Source organism: Promicromonospora sp. Populi, from assembly GCF_041081105.1.
GTDB lineage: Bacteria > Actinomycetota > Actinomycetes > Actinomycetales > Cellulomonadaceae > Promicromonospora.
On sequence record NZ_CP163528.1, the window covers coordinates 4,326,333 to 4,343,240 of the forward strand.

At 70.1% G+C, this 16,908-nt stretch carries 16 protein-coding genes, 3 tRNA genes and 1 riboswitch; of the genes, 13 read left to right on the forward strand and 6 right to left on the reverse strand.

The genetic code is table 11. The features are described from left to right. Nucleotide 1: 1 nt before the first annotated feature. Complete coding sequence (locus tag AB1046_RS19565) at nt 2-826, reverse strand: SDR family oxidoreductase (protein ID WP_369370960.1); 825 nt, start codon at nt 824-826, stop codon at nt 2-4. 107 nt (nt 827-933) lie between these two features. Between AB1046_RS19565 and AB1046_RS19570 the strand changes: the two genes are divergently transcribed. Further along, on the forward strand, nt 934-1,896 hold the full coding sequence (locus AB1046_RS19570; RefSeq protein WP_369370961.1) for a helix-turn-helix transcriptional regulator: 963 nt from the start codon (nt 934-936) through the stop codon (nt 1,894-1,896). Here AB1046_RS19570 and AB1046_RS19575 read toward each other — a convergent pair. Both AB1046_RS19575 and AB1046_RS19580 read right to left on the reverse strand, forming a co-directional pair. Then, nucleotides 1,890-2,042, reverse strand: coding sequence for a hypothetical protein (locus tag AB1046_RS19575; protein ID WP_369370962.1), 153 nt, complete (start codon nt 2,040-2,042; stop codon nt 1,890-1,892). The genes AB1046_RS19570 and AB1046_RS19575 overlap by 7 nt on opposite strands. 4 nt (nt 2,043-2,046) lie before the next feature. Next, nucleotides 2,047-3,084 (reverse strand): winged helix DNA-binding domain-containing protein, encoded by a 1,038-nt coding sequence (locus AB1046_RS19580; protein WP_369370963.1) that lies wholly within the window; start codon nt 3,082-3,084, stop codon nt 2,047-2,049. 90 nt (nt 3,085-3,174) lie between these two features. Between AB1046_RS19580 and chrA the strand changes: the two genes are divergently transcribed. After that, nucleotides 3,175-4,509, forward strand: a complete 1,335-nt coding sequence (gene chrA / locus AB1046_RS19585; RefSeq protein WP_369370964.1) for a chromate efflux transporter — start codon at nt 3,175-3,177, stop codon at nt 4,507-4,509. A gap of 11 nt (nt 4,510-4,520) precedes the next feature. Here the strand turns inward: chrA and AB1046_RS19590 are convergent, their stop codons facing one another. Continuing rightward, nucleotides 4,521-6,032: an MFS transporter gene (locus AB1046_RS19590; protein WP_369370965.1), complete on the reverse strand. Its 1,512-nt coding sequence runs from the start codon at nt 6,030-6,032 to the stop codon at nt 4,521-4,523. A gap of 96 nt (nt 6,033-6,128) precedes the next feature. On the opposite strand from AB1046_RS19590, the gene AB1046_RS19595 reads away from it, so the two are divergent. The 3 genes from AB1046_RS19595 (at nt 6,129) to AB1046_RS19605 (ending at nt 8,409) form a co-directional block, all read left to right on the forward strand. After that, entirely contained in the window at nt 6,129-6,773 is a 645-nt protein-coding gene (locus AB1046_RS19595) for a TetR/AcrR family transcriptional regulator (protein ID WP_369370966.1), read from the forward strand. Beyond that, the gene (locus AB1046_RS19600; protein WP_369370967.1) at nt 6,770-7,657 is read left to right on the forward strand and encodes an HAD family hydrolase; all 888 of its coding nucleotides are present in this window, start codon (nt 6,770-6,772) and stop codon (nt 7,655-7,657) included. Before AB1046_RS19595 ends, AB1046_RS19600 begins: the two co-directional genes overlap by 4 nt. Before the next feature lie 221 nt (nt 7,658-7,878). Beyond that, nucleotides 7,879-8,409, forward strand: a complete 531-nt coding sequence (locus AB1046_RS19605; RefSeq protein ID WP_369370968.1) for a carboxymuconolactone decarboxylase family protein — start codon at nt 7,879-7,881, stop codon at nt 8,407-8,409. A 24-nt stretch (nt 8,410-8,433) separates the two neighbouring features. Here AB1046_RS19605 and rarD read toward each other — a convergent pair whose 3' ends face one another. Continuing rightward, nucleotides 8,434-9,336, reverse strand: a complete 903-nt coding sequence (gene rarD / locus AB1046_RS19610) for an EamA family transporter RarD (protein WP_369370969.1) — start codon at nt 9,334-9,336, stop codon at nt 8,434-8,436. Between the two features lie 125 nt (nt 9,337-9,461). Here rarD and AB1046_RS19615 point away from each other — a divergent pair. From AB1046_RS19615 to AB1046_RS19645, 7 genes are all read left to right on the forward strand, one after another. After that, a tRNA-Tyr gene (locus tag AB1046_RS19615) sits at nt 9,462-9,543 on the forward strand. 169 nt (nt 9,544-9,712) lie between these two features. Beyond that, a tRNA-Thr gene (locus AB1046_RS19620) sits at nt 9,713-9,785 on the forward strand. Between the two features lie 52 nt (nt 9,786-9,837). Next, nucleotides 9,838-9,914: transfer RNA gene (locus tag AB1046_RS19625), tRNA-Met, on the forward strand. 85 nt (nt 9,915-9,999) lie between these two features. Beyond that, entirely contained in the window at nt 10,000-10,170 is a 171-nt protein-coding gene (gene rpmG, locus AB1046_RS19630; protein ID WP_013837798.1) for a 50S ribosomal protein L33, read from the forward strand. A gap of 24 nt (nt 10,171-10,194) precedes the next feature. Continuing rightward, the gene (locus tag AB1046_RS19635) at nt 10,195-10,680 is read left to right on the forward strand and encodes a MaoC family dehydratase N-terminal domain-containing protein (protein ID WP_369370970.1); all 486 of its coding nucleotides are present in this window, start codon (nt 10,195-10,197) and stop codon (nt 10,678-10,680) included. Beyond that, nucleotides 10,677-11,099, forward strand: coding sequence for a MaoC family dehydratase (locus AB1046_RS19640; protein WP_369370971.1), 423 nt, complete (start codon nt 10,677-10,679; stop codon nt 11,097-11,099). The genes AB1046_RS19635 and AB1046_RS19640 overlap by 4 nt, the downstream gene beginning before the upstream one ends. Nucleotides 11,100-11,197: 98 nt before the next feature. Next, nucleotides 11,198-13,450 carry an N-acetylmuramoyl-L-alanine amidase gene (locus tag AB1046_RS19645; protein WP_369370972.1) on the forward strand — a complete coding sequence of 751 codons (2,253 nt, stop codon included), beginning with the start codon at nt 11,198-11,200 and terminating at the stop codon, nt 13,448-13,450. Nucleotides 13,451-13,532: 82 nt separating this feature from the next. On the opposite strand, the gene AB1046_RS19650 is transcribed toward AB1046_RS19645, so the two are convergent. Further along, nucleotides 13,533-14,819, reverse strand: coding sequence for a C39 family peptidase (locus AB1046_RS19650; RefSeq protein ID WP_369370973.1), 1,287 nt, complete (start codon nt 14,817-14,819; stop codon nt 13,533-13,535). A 172-nt stretch (nt 14,820-14,991) separates the two neighbouring features. Further along, nucleotides 14,992-15,096, forward strand: a riboswitch (TPP riboswitch). Between AB1046_RS19650 and thiC the strand changes: the two genes are divergently transcribed. Next, nucleotides 15,091-16,857 (forward strand): phosphomethylpyrimidine synthase ThiC, encoded by a 1,767-nt coding sequence (thiC, locus tag AB1046_RS19655; protein ID WP_369370974.1) that lies wholly within the window; start codon nt 15,091-15,093, stop codon nt 16,855-16,857. (Overlaps the previous riboswitch by 6 nt.) Nucleotides 16,858-16,908 lie beyond the last annotated feature (51 nt).

A 16,908-nucleotide genomic window follows, 5' to 3' on the forward strand; every position in this document is an offset into this window, starting at 1 on the left:
GTCAGGGCGTGCTGCGGAACTGCTCGGCCTGCTCCTGCGCCCACGTGGTGAAGGTTCGGGCCGGCCTGCCCGTGACGTCCTCGACCGTGGTCAGCACAACACCGGCGGCGTCGGGCGGGTTGGTGGCGAGCTGGATGCCGAACTCGACGTAGTCGTCGTCGTATCCGTAGCCGCGGAGCCGGTCGCGCTCGCCGTCCTCGGTGAGCTGCGCGAAGTCGATGTTCTGACCGGTGGCCTCGGCGAGGATCTGGGTGCGCTCCCTCGGGGTGAGGGCTTCCGGTCCGGTCAGCGGGTAGCTGCGGCCCGCATGCCCTTCCTCGGTGAGGGCGGTGGCGGCGACGCTCGCGATGTCGGCCTCGTGGATCATCGCGCTGGGGTAGGCGGCGAGCACTGCGACGGTCCCCTTGGTGCGGATCTCGTCAGCCCAATCGAGCGCATTGCCCATGAACTCCACCGGCTGCAGGATGGTCCAGCCGATGCTGCTGGACATCAGGGCGCTCTCGACGCTGGTCGGGGACCAACCGCCGAGCACGGTGGCTCGGCCGATGCCGTGCCGCTCGGCGAGGGCGACGATCTCCGGGCCGTTGGTCAGGTCGCTGAAACCGTCGCCGCCGAAGGTGATCAGGTGGATCCCCTCGACCCCCTCGAAGGCGGCGTCGAGCGTGCTGGTGTCGTTGAGGTCGCCCTGCACCGCCTGGACGCCGGCCGGAAAACCGGCCTTCGCGGGGTTGCGGGTCAGGGCGCGGACCTCGTGGCCGGCCTCGTGGAGCTGGTTGACGAGGTGACGCCCGACCTGGCCGGTTGCTCCGGTGACAAGAATGCGCATGTTCTTAGGTTCCCTCTCGGTGGTCCTGGTCGCTACGAGGTTGCTAAGTACTATTCTCCCGGGACTTGTGGCCGCTATATGGCCACAAGTCGAACTAGATTTGTGTCATGTCGACCAGCACCCGAGTCCTCGAGCTCCTCGGCCTGCTTCAGAACCGGCGCCACTGGCCCGGCGACGAGCTCGCGCGCCGGCTCGGCGTCAGCCAGCGCACGCTGCGCCGGGATGTCGACGGCTTGCAGGAGCTCGGGTACCCGGTCACCACGACGCGGGGCACCGGTGGCGGCTACCAGCTCAGCCCCGGCGCCGCCCTCCCGCCCCTGGTGCTCAGCGAGGACGAGGCCGCCGCCGTCGTCATGGGACTCAAGGAGATCGCCGCCGGCGCATACCCGACGTCAGGGGACGCCGCACTGAGTGCCATGGCCAAGATCGTGCAGGTACTTCCCGCGCGGATCCGACGGCGCATCGACAGCCTCCGAGCCGTCGTCGTCCAGTCGCAGGACACCGGGCGGCGAGCTGCCATCACCGATGTCGCATCATTGACGACTGTCGCCCTGGCCTGCCGGGACACCGAGACGCTGGAGCTGCAATACCGCACGAGATCCGGTGAGGTCGGCGGCCGGACGATCCACCCGCACCGGGTCGTCAGCGTCGACAATCGCCTCTACCTGATCGCCTGGGACCTCGACCGAGCAGACTGGCGCACCTTCCGCGTCGACCGCATCACCGACCCGAGCCGCACCGGCAAGCGGTTTGTCCCCCGCCGGCTTCCCGCGGACGATCCCGTCGAGTACGTGCGCGCCCAGATCAGGTCGTTGCCCGCCAGGTTTCCCGTACATGCCACTGTGCAGGCCCCCGCCGAGCAGGTCCGGGCCGAGATCGCGCACTACGGGACGGTGGAGCCCATCAACGAGACCTCGTGCCGGGTATACATCCCCGCCGCCTCGCTCGACTGGGCCGCCTTCTGCATCGCAGCCCTCGAAGCCCCCGTCGTCATCCATGGCCCACCCGAGGCCGTCGAGTACATGCGCGGCTGGGGTCGGCGCCTCATCGCCGGCACACAGGGTCAGTGACCGGCGTCGGGCTGCATGGCCGGTGAAGGGTAGACGGTGAAGACCCGCTGGCCGTCCAGCCACTCGCTGAGCCGCTTCGCCTCGGCCGCCAACGCGTCCCGGGCGGCCGGGGAGACGTCGTCGTCGAGCAGCCTGAGCTCCACCACGCCGTCAGGGTCCTGCACCCACGCGCCGACCACGCGCCCGTCGACCCAGACGGTGGTGCCGGCATTGCCCGGCGCTGTCGAACAGCTGGGGTCCATGCGGGCCGAGAAAAAAGCCGCGGTTCTTCCAGCCCATCACCGTGGGGTCGAGCAGGGGCAGCAGCGCAACCCACGGCTCGGCGGCCGGAGCCGGCTCAAGATCGTCCTCACGCAGCCAGCCGACCGAACCGTCCGCCAAGGAGACCTGCTGCGCGCCCAGGTCGTCGAGCGCCGTACGGACCGCGGACTTGGTGCCCCCGAGCCACCAGGCCAGGTCCTCGACGGTGCCGGGCCCGTACGACCACAGCCAGCGACCCACCACCTCGGCGTAACCCTGCCGCGACTCGAGCGCGTCGGGGACCTGCTGCCCCCACCAGGCCTGCGTCGTCGTCCACGTCGGGCGGCTCGTGTACCAGGCGCCGGCGTTGCCCGCCCGGGCCACCCTGCCGTCGAGGCTCAGCTGGGTGAGCACTCGCGGAGCGATGGCGATCGGCCCGCCCCAGCGCTTGTCCGGGGCCTGCACGATGACGCCGTCCGCCTCGGGCACCTCCTCCCGGATCTGCTTGGACGGTCGCTGCACACCGTCGGACAGGCAGGCGAGCACCGCGGCCTCCGCGGTCTCCAGCCAGGCTGCGCCCTGCCCGACGTCGGCCGGACCCCACCGTTCGAGGTCCTTGATCAGCCGGTTGCGGTAGGCAGCGGCCACTCTGGCGGACGCGCTGCCCCACACGGCCGGCACCAGATCGCGGGGGAACACGAACAGCGTCTCGCGCATCGACTGCTGCCGGACGAGTGAACGCGTGTCGTAGAGCGCCCGTTCGACGTCGTCCAGGTCGAGGCCGTCGACCCGCGCCCAGCACGACAGGTGCACGCTCGGCGGGTCGGTCGCGTGCAGACACACCACCGCGCGGGCGGCCTCCTCCGGGGATCCCACCCGTGCCGATCCCGCAAGAGCATGCCGCACACCCAGCCGGGCGCGGCGTTCGTCGTCGGATACCAAGCGCATGTGCCCATCCTGTACGAGACGGCGGCAACCGTGGTTCCATTCGGCGTGCGCGATGAGAGTGAAACGGGCGATAACCCTGTGCGAGACCTGGTGCCGTTCCGGACGGCCGTCCGCGCGTGGTTCGCCATCTCCTGGCAGACGTTCGGCGGGCAGGCCGGCCAGATCGCCGTCATGCAGCGCACGCTCGTGGACGAGAAACGGTGGATCGGCCAGGGCAGGTTCCTGCACGCGCTGAACTACTGCATGCTCCTGCCCGGTCCGGAGGCGCAGCAGCTCGCCGTCTACACCGGCTGGCTGCTCAACGGGTGGCGCGGCGGCATCGTCGCCGGCGGGCTCTTTGTGCTGCCGGGGATGCTCGCCCTGCTGGTCCTGTCCGCGGTGTACGTCGCGTTCGGTGAGACCACGGTCGTCTCGGCGGTGTTCGCCGGGCTTGCTCCGGCGGTGCTGGCCATCGTGGTCCAGGCAGTGGTCCGGGTCGGACGACGCTCCCTCACCAGCCCCGCGCTGGTCTTCCTCGCGATAGCGGCGTTCGCGGCGCTGACGCTGTTCGCGGTCCCGTTCCCGCTCGTTGTGCTCGGAGCCGGGGTACTGGGGTGGGTGGTGCACCGGTACGCACCGGCCTGGATCGCCGCCCCTGCCGGCCGGGAGCAGGCCGACGGCCCGGCGCCCCTGATCCCCGACGACGCCCTGCACACCGAGCGCCCGTCGGGGCGCCGCGCGCTGCGGGTGCTGGTGCTGGGTGTCGTCGCGTGGACGCTCCCGGTCGTCGTGGTGGCCATGCTGACCGGCGTCGGGAGCGTGTTCACCCAGCAGGGCCTGTTCTTCTCCGGCACCGCCCTGGTGACGTTCGGCGGGGCCTACGCCGTGCTGGCCTTCGTGGCCCAGCGCGCCGTGGAGACGTACGCCTGGGTGACACCGGGGGAGATGACCCGCGGCCTGGCCCTGGCCGAGACCACACCCGGCCCCCTGATCATGGTGGTGCAGTTCGTCGCGTTCCTCGGCGCCTACCGCAACCCGGGTGACCTGGACCCGTGGGTCGCAGCGGTGCTCGGCGCCCTGCTGACCACCTGGGTCACGTTCGTCCCGTCGTTCCTGTTCATCTTCCTCGGCGCGCCGTACGTCGAACGGCTCCGGGGCAACCGGGCGCTGGGCGCCGCGCTGACGGGGATCACGGCGGCCGTGGTGGGCGTGATCGCCAACCTGGCGCTGTACTTCACCACCCAAACCCTCTTCGCCACCACCAACGTCTGGACCGCGGGGCCCCTGCGGCTCGACGTCCCGGACCTCACCACGCTCCAGCCCGCCGCGCTGGGGATCGCGGTGCTGGCTGTCCTCCTGCTGTTCGTGGTGCGCTGGCCCGTGCTGCGGACGCTCGGCGTCTGCGCGGGCGTGGGGCTTACGCTCGGGCTCGCCGGGCTGCTCTGACGCCCGGGCGGTCAGCCGACGACGACGGGCTCCACGACGCGCACGGCCGCGGCCGGATCGGCGTCGGCCTCGGTGCGAGTGAGCGACAGCCCGTGGCCGCGGCGGCGGAACAGCAGCGCCGACAGCACGGCGCCCAGAGCGAAGAAGCCGGCCCCCCACCAGTACGCGGTCGAGTACCCGGCGATCGCCGCCTGTGCGCCGACCTCTGCGGTGACGGGTGCGTGGGTCACGAGGTAGTCGGCGGTGGCGGTGGCGGCCAGGGTGTTGAGCAGGGCGGTGCCGATCGATCCGCCGACCTGCTGGCTCGTGTTCACCATCGCCGACGCGACGCCGGCGAACTGCCGGTCGACGCCGAGCGTCGCCGTCTGCATCGACGCGGGCATGATCGTGCCCATTGCGAAGCCGATGAGCATCAGGGGCCCGAGCACGTTCGCGGCGTAGGTGCTGGAGCCGTCCAGGAAGGTGAGGAAGTACATGCCCGTCGCGCCCAGAACCATCCCCACCGGGACCAGCGCCTTGGGGCCGAACCGGGGCACGAGCACGTTGGTGCCGAGCTGCGCGGCGAGTATCAGCATCCCGATCATGGGCAGGAACGAGAGGCCCGTCTGGATCGGCGAGTACCCGAGCGTGAGCTGCAGGTAGTAGGTCACGAAGAGGAAGATGCCGAACATGCCCGCGCCGGTGATCAGCACCGAGATGTAGGCCGCGCCGCGGTTGCGGTCGAGCACTATCGAGAGCGGGAGGAGCGGGTGCGTCGCCCGCGTCTGCCAGACGACGAAGGCGGTCAGCAGCACGCCGGCGCTGGCCAGCATGCCCCAGGTCAGAGGCGCGTCCCAGCCACCGCTCTCGGCGTTCGAGAAGCCGTAGACCAGGCCGAAGAGCGCACCCGAGACGAGCAGCGTGCCCGGCACGTCGAGCTTCGGCCGTGAGCCGGTACGGGTGATGCGGGGGATGAAGGCGAGGGCCCCGACGAGGGCGAACGCCGCGATGAAGACGTTGATGTACAGGTTCCAGCGCCAGTCGAGGGACTCGGTCAGGATGCCGCCGAGGAGCAGCCCGACCGCGCCGCCCGCCCCGGCGATGGCGCCGAAGACGCCGAACGCGCGAGCGCGCTCCTTCGGGACAGTGAACGTGGTGGTCAGCACGGCGAGCGCGGTGGGGGCCAGCAGGGCGCCGAACGCACCCTGGAGTGCGCGGGCAGCAACGAGCAGCTCGAACGAGCCGGCGGCACCACCGAGCGCCGAGGCGACGGCGAAGCCGATGAGGCCGATGACAAACGTGCGCTTACGGCCGATGAGGTCGGAGAGGCGCCCGCCGAGCAGCAGGAGGCTCGCGAACGCGAGGGAGTAGGCCGTGACGACCCACTGGCGCTCGCCGTCCGAGAAGCCGAGGTCGGCCTGGGCCGAGGGGAGCGCGATGTTCACGACTGTCGCGTCGAGCACGACCATGAGCTGTGCGAGCCCGACCACGACGAGCGTGATCCAGCGACGGCCGTTTGCCGCGGGAGCTGAGGTTTCGGACATGCTCGCCACCATATACGGAACTGGCGAGTTCCGGATACGGCTGGTTCAATAATTCACCTGACGGTAAGGTCGAGCTGGACCAAGGAGGCGACAGCGATGACGCAGATCGAGCAGGTCGAGGCCAAACCCCGGCTCGGCCGCAAGAGGGACCACACCCGCGATCCCGAGATCCTGGAAGCCGCGCTCGAGGTCCTGTCGGAGACCGGCTACGACGGAATGACCATCGACATGGTCGCCGCGCGCGCCAAGGCGGGTAAGGCGACGCTCTACCGCCGGTGGTCGTCCAAGTCCGACCTCGTGCTCGACGCCGTCGCATGCATGAAGTCGGCCGATCTTGACCTCGACGCCCTCCCGGACACCGGCACCCTGCGCGGCGACCTCATCGCGATGATCAGGACGCCGAGCATCCGCGCCGCGGAGCGCAAGCTCAAGGTGATCGCCGGGATCGTGTCCATGATCGCCCGCAGCCCCGAGCTCGCCGTCGCCGCGCGCGAGGCCCTCGTCGAGCCGCGCGCATCGGCCAACCGCATCCTGTTCCAGCGGGCGATCGACCGTGGCGAGATCCCGCCCGACGTCGACATCGAGAACCTCTGCATGATCGGCCCCGCGATGGTTGCGTACCGGCTGCTCATGCTGGGCAAGCCCGTCGACCGCGAGTTCCTCGTCGCGAACATCGACGGGATCGTCCTGCCCGCCGCCGGGGTGCGTACCCTCCCGGCATCAACAGGGACGCCGGCTTGACCCACCTGCCGCGCGTGGTCGCCACCGACCTGGACGGCACGCTGCTGCGCAGCGACGGCAAGGTCTCCGACCGCACCCGGCAGGTCCTCGCGGACCTCGACGCGGCGGGCGTCGAAGTGGTCTTCGTGACCGCCCGCCCACCACGCTGGCTCACCCACCTCGCCGACACGGTGGGCGGCCACGGTCGCGTGATCTGCATCGGCGGAGCCTGCGTGCTCGACCTCGCCTCGGGCGAGACCCTGGAGACCTGCGGGTTCGACGACGACGCCGCGCGCTCCGTCGTGGACGGCATCCGGACGGCACTGCCCCACGCCGCGCTCGCCTTCGAGCGACCCGGCGGCGTCGTGTTCGACCCGCACTACCCGAACCGGGAGCCGGCCCTCGACCCCGGCCTCTGGTCGATACCGGTCGAGGACACGCTCGGCGCTCGCGGCCCGGTGTCCAAGATCCTCGCGCTCGATCCCGCGCACGTGCCCCCGCCGGGCGTGTTCTCGGACCCGCCGGAGGAGATGCGGCTCGCGCAGGAGCTGTTCTTCGCCGCGGTGCGGGGCGCCGTGGGGGTGCACGCGCAGCTGGCGTACTCGGGCGCCGTCGGCCTGGCCGAGCTCATGCCGCCTGGCGTCGACAAGGCCGCCGCGCTGGCCCGGTGGTGCACACGCCTCGGTGTCGACGCCGCCGACGTCTGGGCCTTCGGCGACATGCCCAACGACCTGCCGATGCTCACCTGGGCCGGCCGTGGCATCGCCGTCGCCAATGCGCACGGGGACGTGCTGGCGCGCGCGGACGCCGTCGTCGGGCATCACGATGCCGATGGTGTGGCCGAGGAGCTGGCCGCCGCGCTGGCCCGGCCGGCCGGGGTACGCGCGGGGGAGCAGGGGACTTAAGGCATACGCGGGCGGGGTGGGTTGCTGCGAGTAGACGATGTCTACTCACAGCAACCCGAGGTCCTGGCCGGCTTTGCCCGCAGAGGCGCTCGCCGCTGGCGGTGCTGCCTGTTCGCGGCGGGGTCTGTCACATCCGGGGTCTCGGGATCGTCGAGGGGATGACGGCGCGCAGAGCGCCGATGCGATGGGCCGGACCTCCGGCCACGACGAGAGGACCAGCGATGACTACCGAGACCACTGTCCAGGACATGGCCAAGGAGCACGGCTACACGCCGTCGGCGACGCCGACCCTGCGGACCCTCACCGCTCGCACGAAGAACCCCGCGCTGCTGGTGGACGGCGGGCTGAAGGCTCTCACCGGGATCGGGCAGCTCACCAGGGGTCAGGGTGTGCCCGACCGCACGCTGGAGCTCACGCATCTGCGCACCAGCCAGATCAACGGGTGCGCCTGGTGCGTGGACTTTGGTGTGCGGGCCATGCAGAAGGCCGGGGAGCCGATCGACCGGCTCGCGGCCGTGGCGACCTTCCGGGAGTCGCCCCTCTTCAGCGAGGCGGAGGCCGCCGCGCTCGAGCTCGCGGAAGCCGTGACCCGGATCGCCGACCAGTCCGACCGGGTGCCCGACGACGTCTGGGCGCGCGCCGCGGAGCACTACGACGAGCAGGCGCTGGGCGTCCTGGTGCTGCACATCTCGATGACGAACCTGTTCAACCGGGTCAACGTGGCAACCCGCCAGATCCCGGGCCAGTTCTGAGGCTGGTCCGGTTCTCGTCGTCGGCTAGTCCAGGCCTGGGCGAGGTGAACGTCTGCTCTGGCGGATGCCGTCGAAGGTGAGCAGTGCGAGCGCCGCCCAGACCAGGGCGAACCCGGCCCAGCGGGCCGGCGGCATGTGCTCCCCGAAGACGAGCAGCCCCACCAGGAACTGCAGCACCGGCGCGAGGTACTGCAGCATCCCGATCACGGACAGAGGTAGTCGCCGCGCGGCGGCACCGAACAGGAGCAGCGGCATGGCGGTCACCACACCCGACGCTGCGAGCAGCAGCGCATGCCCGACGCCGTTCCCGGTGAACGTCCCGGCGTCGCCGAGCCACACGAGGTAGGCGATGGCGAACGGGGCCACGACAACCGTCTCGACCGCGAGGCCGGGCAGGGCGGTGACGGTGCGGCCCACGCGGTTCTTCACCAGCCCGTAGAGGCCGAACGAGACGGCCAGGCACAGCGAGATCCAGGGCAGTCCGCCGAGCCCGGTCGACAGCACGACGACGGAGGCGACGCCGAAGCCCAGCGCCACCCACTGCACGGGGCGTAGCCGTTCGTGCAGGACCAGCACGCCGAGCAGCACCGTGACGATCGGGTTGATGAAGTAGCCGAGGGCGGCGTCGAGCACACGGTCGGAGAGCACCGCGTAGACGTAGACCACCCAGTTCACGACGATCAGGACCGCCGCGATGGACAGGGTGCCGAGGGTGCGGGGCGAGCGCAGTACGTCCCGGAATTCCCCGAGCTGCCGGACTACGGCGAGGACGATGACGCAGAACACGAGGCTCCACAGCACCCGGTTGGCGACGATCTCCAGCGCGCCGGCCGGTCGGAGCAGGGGGAAGAACAGGGGCATCGCGCCCCAGAGCAGATAGGCGCCGACACCGAGGGGCAGACCCCAGCGATCCTGGTGTTGTGTCACTGCGTCACGATAGGTCGCGCGCGGGGTTCCGGGGCTCGGCGGGCCCTGTGGGGCTCGTCACCCGCGGGGGCAGCTTTTCGATTTCTCGCGGGGGCTGGTTGGAGGCTATGGTTGGCTCCGTTCACGGCTGGTTGCCCGAGCGGCCAAAGGGATCTGACTGTAAATCAGACGGCTCAGCCTTCGGGGGTTCGAATCCCTCACCAGCCACGTGAGTAAAACAGGGCGTGACCAGCGAAAACGCTGGTCACGCCCTACTTCTTTGCTGGCTGGACGGCCCGGATCGCCGAGGACTGGCCCGGCGCACGCCCGAGGCGGCGCAACTCACACCAGATTCGATTTCACGCCAGGCCGGAGGCCATGTAGAGTCTTCCTCGCTGCCCCGATAGCTCAGTCGGTAGAGCGTCTCCATGGTAAGGAGAAGGTCAAGGGTTCGATTCCCTTTCGGGGCTCTGTGATCGACGCGAGGTCGTCCGTTGGACGGCCTCGCGTTCAGTCACGCGCGGCGGGGTAGCTCAGCTGGTCAGAGCGCACGACTCATAATCGTGAGGTCGCGGGTTCGAGCCCCGCCCTCGCTACCAAGCAAGTAAATCCGTTCGGCGTCGCTATGCCGGACGACGAGAAGACACATGGCGCCTCTCCCTCTGAGGCGCGGAGGTGAGAGCCATGGCAAGCAAGAGTGCGGATGTCCGCCCGAAGATCACGCTCGCATGCGTGGACTGCAAGGAGCGGAACTACATCACGAAGAAGAACCGTCGTAACGACCCTGACCGCCTGGAGCTGGCGAAGTTCTGCCCGCGCTGCGGCAAGCACACGTCGCACCGCGAGACTCGCTGAGTCTCGTAGTTAGCTCACGCAGACGTGGCGAACGCTGACTTCGAGGGCCGGGTCTACCCGGCCAACGCCCCCTACTCGGTAGGTCGCGAGAAGATCCGCGAGTTCGCCGCTGCTGTCGGTGCTACCCACCCCGCGCACCACGATCTCGTGGCGGCGCGGGGTGTCGGCTATTCCGACCTGGTCGCCCCGCCCACGTTCGCCGTGGTCGTGGCGCAGCGCGCCGAGTCGCAGTACATCAGCGACCCCGAGGCCCAGATCGACTTCTCGCGCGTGGTGCACGCCGACGAGCGCTTCACGCACCACCGCCCGATCGTCGCCGGCGACGAGCTCACGACGGTGCTGCACGTGGACCGGGTCGTCACGCGCGGCCCCATCAGCATGGTGACTACCCGCTGCGAGATCTACGCGGTGCCCGAGAGCGTCGAGGTGCCGTCCCCGGAGGCCGACGGCCCCGGCGAGCCGATAGCCACCGTCACCTCCACGCTCGCGATAAGAGGCGAGGAAGCATGAGCCGCCCCGACATCGCGGCCCTCGCGGTCGGCGACGTGATCGGCACGCGCACGGTCACCTTCGACCGCGCGGCCCTCGTCCGGTACGCGGGCGCCAGCGGCGACTTCAACCCGATCCACTGGAACGACAAGTTCGCCCAGGGTGCGGGTCTGCCCGGCGTCATCGCGCACGGCATGCTCAGCATGGGCACCGTCGTCGGACTGGTCACGGACTGGGCGGGTGACCCGGGCGCCGTCGTCGACTACCAGACGCGGTTTACCAAGCCCGTCGAGGTACCCAATCCCGGTGCCGCGTCGATCGAGGTCACGGGCAAGGTCGGGGTGATCGACGCCGACGCCGGCACGGTCCGCGTCGACCTCACCGTCACGGTCGACGGAGCCAAGGTCCTGGGCCGCACCCAGGCGCTCGTCCGCCTCTGACCACGACTGCTATTCACCTTAGTTTGCTTCTCAAGCGGGCTCGGATCGGGTGTGATGCTCTCGTCCAGGTTTTTCGGAGTCAACGAGAGGATCTCTGCGTGACGTCCCGACGACGCATCACAGCCCTGGCCATGGCGGCCGGAGTGTTCTTTCCACTCATCCCCCTCTCGGCGGCCGCTGCGGCTCCCACGGAGATCGCGCTCGACGACGCTGTTGTCGCGTGCGCACCCGTCGCCGCCGCCGGCTCGCTCGACGAGGCGTTCACCGCGGCGGCCCAGGTCACCGGGGTGCCGGAGGACCTGCTCAAGGCCGTCTCCTACCTGGAGTCCCGCTGGGACCAGCACGCCGGCCAGGCCAGCGCCGACGGCGGCTACGGCGTGTTCAACCTCGCGGGTGGTCACGGGCTCGGTCACGCGCACGGTGGCGGCCTGCCGCTGTCCGCCGTCAACGACAAGGAGGGGCCGGCCCGCGAAGGCACCCCCGAGCTCACCCGGGCGGCGGCACTCACCGGCCTCGACGAGGCCACCCTCAAGTCCGACGCCCAGGCCAACGTGTGTGGTGGCGCGGCCCTGCTCGCGTCCTACCAGGAGCAGGCAGTGCGCGACGGCGCGACGGACGCCGCCGCTGCCGCGACGACGTCGGACAGCCTGGCGAACTGGGAGAACGCAGTGTCCCGTATGAGCGACATCGAGGGCTTCGCGACGAGCGTCTACCGGACCCTGCGCGAAGGCGCCGGGAACACGACCCCCGAGGACGGCGCGGTCATCCTCACGGGCAACCAGGACGTCGTCGTGCCCGAGGCCGCGACCACCAGTGACCCGGCCGCCGACTGCCCCGACGACCTCGGCTGCGAGTGGCTCCCCGCCCCGTACGAGAAGGACTCGCCGGACCTCCCGGACAACACGGGGAGCTACGGCAACCACGACCAGGCCGACCGCACCGGCCCGGGCGGTCCGTCGCTCGACTACATCCTGATCCACGACACCGAGACCGCCTACCAGCCCTCGGTCAACCTGGTGCTGGACCAGTCCTACCTGGCGTGGAACTACACGCTGCGGTCCTCGGACGGGCACGTCGCGAACCACCTCGACCCGGCCGACATGGGTTGGCACGCAGGCAACTGGTTCCTGAACATGCACTCCATCGGCCTGGAGCACGAGGGCTGGGCGGGCTCGGGTGCCTGGTACACGGAGGCGATGTACCAGTCGTCGGCCAAGCTGGTGCGGTACCTCGCGGCGGAGCACGGCATCCCGCTCGACCGGGCGCACATCATCGGCCACGACCAGGTGCCGGGCATCCTGCCCGGATTCACCAAGAACGTGCACTGGGACCCGGGCCCCTACTGGGACTGGGACCACTACTTCGAGCTGCTCGGCGCGCCCATCGGCGGCGACCTGGAGACGACGACGAACGTCCAGCCGGGCGACGTCGTAGAGGTACGCACCGGGTATGCCGACAACCCGAACACGGTGACGGGCTGCCAGCAGGCGTCGCCTGGCTCCGGCGAGTGCGTGGTGGGCGCGGGCACGAACTTCCGCTACCTGTACCAGTCGCCGTCGACCGACGCGCCGCTGGCGAAGGACCCGGGCTGGAAGCCGGACGGTTCGGCCGGCACCACCTACGCGAGCGACATCAGCGCACGCGTGCAGTCCGGGCACAAGCTCGTCGTGGACCAGGTCGAGGGCGACTGGCTGGGTGTGTGGTGGGCCGGGTCCCTGGCCTGGCTGCACAACCCGGCCGACCGGCCGGTGGTGGTGCCCGCGACGGCGAAGACCGTCACCGTCGCGGGTGACGCCCCGGCGCCGGTCTACGGCCGGGCCTACCCGGAGGTAGCGGCGTACGAGGCGTACCCGGGTGTGCCGGTCCAGCCGGTCACGCCCATCGAGTACCAGGTCGGCGTAGGCCAGACGTACGCCGTGGCGGACGACGCCGTGGCCGCCGACTACTACCGGGCCGCCTCGTTCGACGGCTCCGGACCGAACCGCAAGTTGGTGCGCGGCGAGGACCTCTACTACCAGCTGTGGCTGGCGCACCGGTACGTGTTCGTCAAGGCGGCCGACGTCGAGCTCAGCGACCCGGTGGTGGCGGACGTGACGGGGCCGTCGATCAAGGGCAGTGCCAGGCCGGGGCAGGTCCTGACGGCGAAGCCCGGGACCTACCTCCCGGACGACGTCGACGTGGCCTACCGGTGGCTGCGCGACGGCGAGCTGGTGCCCTACGCGACCGGCTCCCGGTACCTGGTGACCGGCCGCGACCGCGGCACGGAGCTCGCGGTCCAGGTGACGGTCTCGGCCGATGGCTACACGTCGGCGTCGTACACGTCGGAACCAAAGCAGGTCTCCCGCCGCTAATCCTCGTAACCGAGTGCGGGCTTCTTGTTGGGTCAGCCGCAGCCGACCCAACAAGAAGCCCGCACTCAGTTACTGCTGGGGGTCACCAGTTCTTGGTGACTCCCGGGACGTTGGCCGGCAGCTTCACGTTCTTCGGGTGGAAGACGTACGCGATGCCGTCCGTCGACGTCTGCCAGACGCGCTCGAAGTTCTCCCGCGTGTAGACCTGGCGCACGGCCTCGTTGCTGGCCTTGTTCGGGTCGTTGATGATCGGGTCACCGTCCGCGGTGAACCCGACCAGCACGAGGAGGTGCCCCGGGGTGCTGTAACCGGCCTCGGGCATCTCCTCCTCGTCGAAGTTGAGGGAGAAGGTCAGCGGGATACCGGCAGCGATGAACCGCTCCGCCTCCGCGAGGGAGCGCAGGCGGGTCACGAAGCTGTCCAGCCCGAACGTGCTCGCGTACGCGGTGTTGAACGGCCAGTTGCCAGCGCCCTCGTACGTGTAGTCCCACGTCTTTATCGCGGCGTAGTCGACCTGCGGGTCGCCGTTCGGCGCCTCGATGTCCTCCAGCTCCTCGGCCGGCACCTCGCGCCCGTACGAGTAGATGACCATCGAGGACGACGTCGGCGAGCACCACACCTGGCCGCCGCCCCCGAACTCGGGGTACTCGCCGATGTGGATGAGCTGGCTGAACCGCGGCACGTCGAGCTCGACCTCTCGCCCGAGCGTGAAGTCGCTGGTGCCCGTGTAGTGCTCGTCGGGCAGGATCTCGCTGATCATGGTGCTCACCGAGGACAGGCGCGGCGAGGTCCGGGCGCCCTCGGGCCGGTACAGCCTGGCCCGGGTCTGGTACGCGTCCGGCTCGAAGCCGGCCCTCGAGACGAACGTGTCGGTGAACAGGGCAGCGTCGGTGTCGCCCTGGCCGTTCAAGGAGGTGCGGTGGATGTCGCCGACGCTGCCGTCGGCGGGCGCGAACTCGTCGCCCGACGCCCAGCGGCCCATCACGAACCACTTGGTCCAGGTCCCGTCAGCCTTGCGGCCGCGGAACTCCACCTCGACCCAGGTGCCAGTGGGGGTATCAACGTTCCAGGAGGGAACGGCCTGCTTGATCGGGTACCCGGCCTCGACGACGGGTGAGGTCCAAGTCCCGGTCTCGTAGGTGACGGGCGTGCCGTCGCCGAACGGGTCGGTGTAGTCAACGAGGTCGCCGCCGCGGGCCAGGAAGAGCCCGCCGTAGACGTCGAACCGGAGCTCGTCGCGTTCGCCCTTGAGCAGGTCCCGGCGCCCTTCCCAGGTGGTCAGAGTGATCTGGTTGTCCGACGCCGCAGGGGTCACCTCAGGCGCCCCCGCCGCCGACACCGCACCCGCAACAATCCCTGCTTGGACCACGAGCGCTCCCGTCGCAGCCAATGCGAACGCCCTAGTTCGCAGCTTGTTCCGTACCGGCATTCCAGCCTCCATGTCCCGGGCTCCCTGCTGGGGTGAGCGAGCCGTCGGGGTCTGCCTATCACGGTGAGGGGACAGCGCAGAAGGAAAGTCGTATGTGGTGCTAACGTCGGCGGCGATCCCACGGGTGCCCCACGCAGGGGCTGAGATCGGGCTGACGGCCCGGGACCGTTGAACCTGTCCGGTTAACACCGGCGTAGGAAGCAGGAGTCTCATGATGGAGAACACCCAGTCCCGCACGCTCGCCTTCGAGCACGAGAACAAGCACGACGATGTCGCCCTGCGGGTGCCGGTCACCGAGATCACGTTGGCGTCGTCGCCCGACGGCACCCCGAACGAGCCGGTTCGGGTCTACCGCACACAAGGCCCCGGGTCCGACCCGGTCCGCGGCCTCCCGCCGGCCCGCGAACCCTGGGTCGTGGCACGGGGAGATACCGAGGAGTACGACGGCCGCCGTCGAGCCCTGGCCGACGACGGGCGCAGCGCCCTGCGCCGGGGCGCGGCGACCCAGGAGTGGCGGGGAGAACGACGTCGACCCCGCCGGGCCGTCCCCGGCCGGACCGTCACCCAGATGCACTACGCGCGCCAGGGCGTCATCACGCCGGAGATGCGGTTCGTCGCGCTGCGCGAGGACTGCGACGTCGAGCTGGTGCGCAGCGAGGTCGCGGCAGGCCGGGCGATCATCCCGAACAACGTGAACCACCCGGAGTCGGAACCGATGATCATCGGCAAGGCGTTCCTGGTGAAGATCAACGCGAACATCGGGAACTCGGCCGTCCACAGCTCGATCGCGGAGGAGGTGGAAAAGCTCGAGTGGGCCACGAAGTGGGGCGCCGACACGGTCATGGACCTCTCCACCGGGGACGACATCCACACCACCCGCGAGTGGCTGCTGCGCAACTCGCCGGTACCCATCGGCACCGTGCCGATCTACCAGGCCCTCGAGAAGGTGAACGGCGACGCGAGCGCGCTGACCTGGGAGGTCTACCGGGACACCGTGATCGAGCAGTGCGAGCAGGGCGTCGACTACATGACCGTGCACGCGGGCGTGCTGCTGCGGTACGTGCCGCTCACCGCCGACCGCGTGACGGGGATCGTGAGCCGCGGCGGGTCGATCCTCGCGGGCTGGTGCCTGGCGCACCACCAGGAGAACTTCCTGTACACGCACTTCGACGAGCTCTGCGAGATCTTCGCCGCGTACGACGTCGCGTTCTCCCTGGGTGACGGCCTGCGGCCGGGTTCGCTCGCGGACGCGAACGATGCCGCCCAGTTCGCCGAGCTCGACACGCTCGCCGAGCTGACCAAGCGGGCGTGGGAGTACGACGTCCAGGTGATGGTCGAGGGGCCGGGCCACATCCCGTTCCACCTGGTGCGCGAGAACGTGGAGCGGCAGCAGGAGCTCTGCGACGGCGCCCCGTTCTACACGCTCGGCCCGCTGGTGACCGACATCGCGCCCGGGTACGACCACATCACCTCCGCCATCGGCGCCACCGAGATCGCCCGGTACGGCACCGCGATGCTCTGCTACGTCACGCCCAAGGAGCACCTCGGCCTGCCTGACCGGGACGACGTGCGTACCGGCGTCGTCACCTACAAGATCGCCGCGCACGCGGCCGACGTCGCCAAGGGCCACCCAGGCGCCCGGACAAGGGACGACGCCCTGTCCAAGGCCCGCTTCGAGTTCCGCTGGCGGGACCAGTTCAACCTGTCGCTCGACCCGGAGCTCGCCGAGCAGTACCACGACGAGACCCTCCCGGCCGAGGCCGCCAAGACCGCGCACTTCTGCTCGATGTGCGGCCCCAAGTTCTGCTCGATGCGCATCTCGCAGGACATCCGCGACGAGTTCGGCGGCGCCAAGGCCCAACAGGCGCTCGCGGGCGACGTAGCCGAGGCGGCCGCGGCAGGCATGGCCGAAAAGTCGGCCGAGTTCCGCGCGTCAGGCGGCGAGGTCTACCTCCCGCAACCCACCCTCCGCCCGTAACCCACCGACTTGGTTGTGGGCGTGATCGTTGCGCCTAAAACGGGCAATCGG

What these genes read in the sequence shown, in the direction of transcription:
- AB1046_RS19565 (WP_369370960.1), bottom strand. Translation starts at nt 826, where the DNA reads ATGCGCATTCTTGTCACCGGAGCAACCGGCCAGGTCGGGCGTCACCTC.
- AB1046_RS19570 (WP_369370961.1), top strand. Translation starts at nt 934, where the DNA reads ATGTCGACCAGCACCCGAGTCCTCGAGCTCCTCGGCCTGCTTCAGAAC.
- AB1046_RS19580 (WP_369370963.1), bottom strand. Translation starts at nt 3,084, where the DNA reads ATGCGCTTGGTATCCGACGACGAACGCCGCGCCCGGCTGGGTGTGCGG.
- AB1046_RS19590 (WP_369370965.1), bottom strand. Translation starts at nt 6,032, where the DNA reads ATGTCCGAAACCTCAGCTCCCGCGGCAAACGGCCGTCGCTGGATCACG.
- AB1046_RS19595 (WP_369370966.1), top strand. Translation starts at nt 6,129, where the DNA reads ATGACGCAGATCGAGCAGGTCGAGGCCAAACCCCGGCTCGGCCGCAAG.
- AB1046_RS19605 (WP_369370968.1), top strand. Translation starts at nt 7,879, where the DNA reads ATGACTACCGAGACCACTGTCCAGGACATGGCCAAGGAGCACGGCTAC.
- rpmG (WP_013837798.1), top strand. Translation starts at nt 10,000, where the DNA reads ATGGCAAGCAAGAGTGCGGATGTCCGCCCGAAGATCACGCTCGCATGC.
- AB1046_RS19640 (WP_369370971.1), top strand. Translation starts at nt 10,677, where the DNA reads ATGAGCCGCCCCGACATCGCGGCCCTCGCGGTCGGCGACGTGATCGGC.
- thiC (WP_369370974.1), top strand. Translation starts at nt 15,091, where the DNA reads ATGATGGAGAACACCCAGTCCCGCACGCTCGCCTTCGAGCACGAGAAC.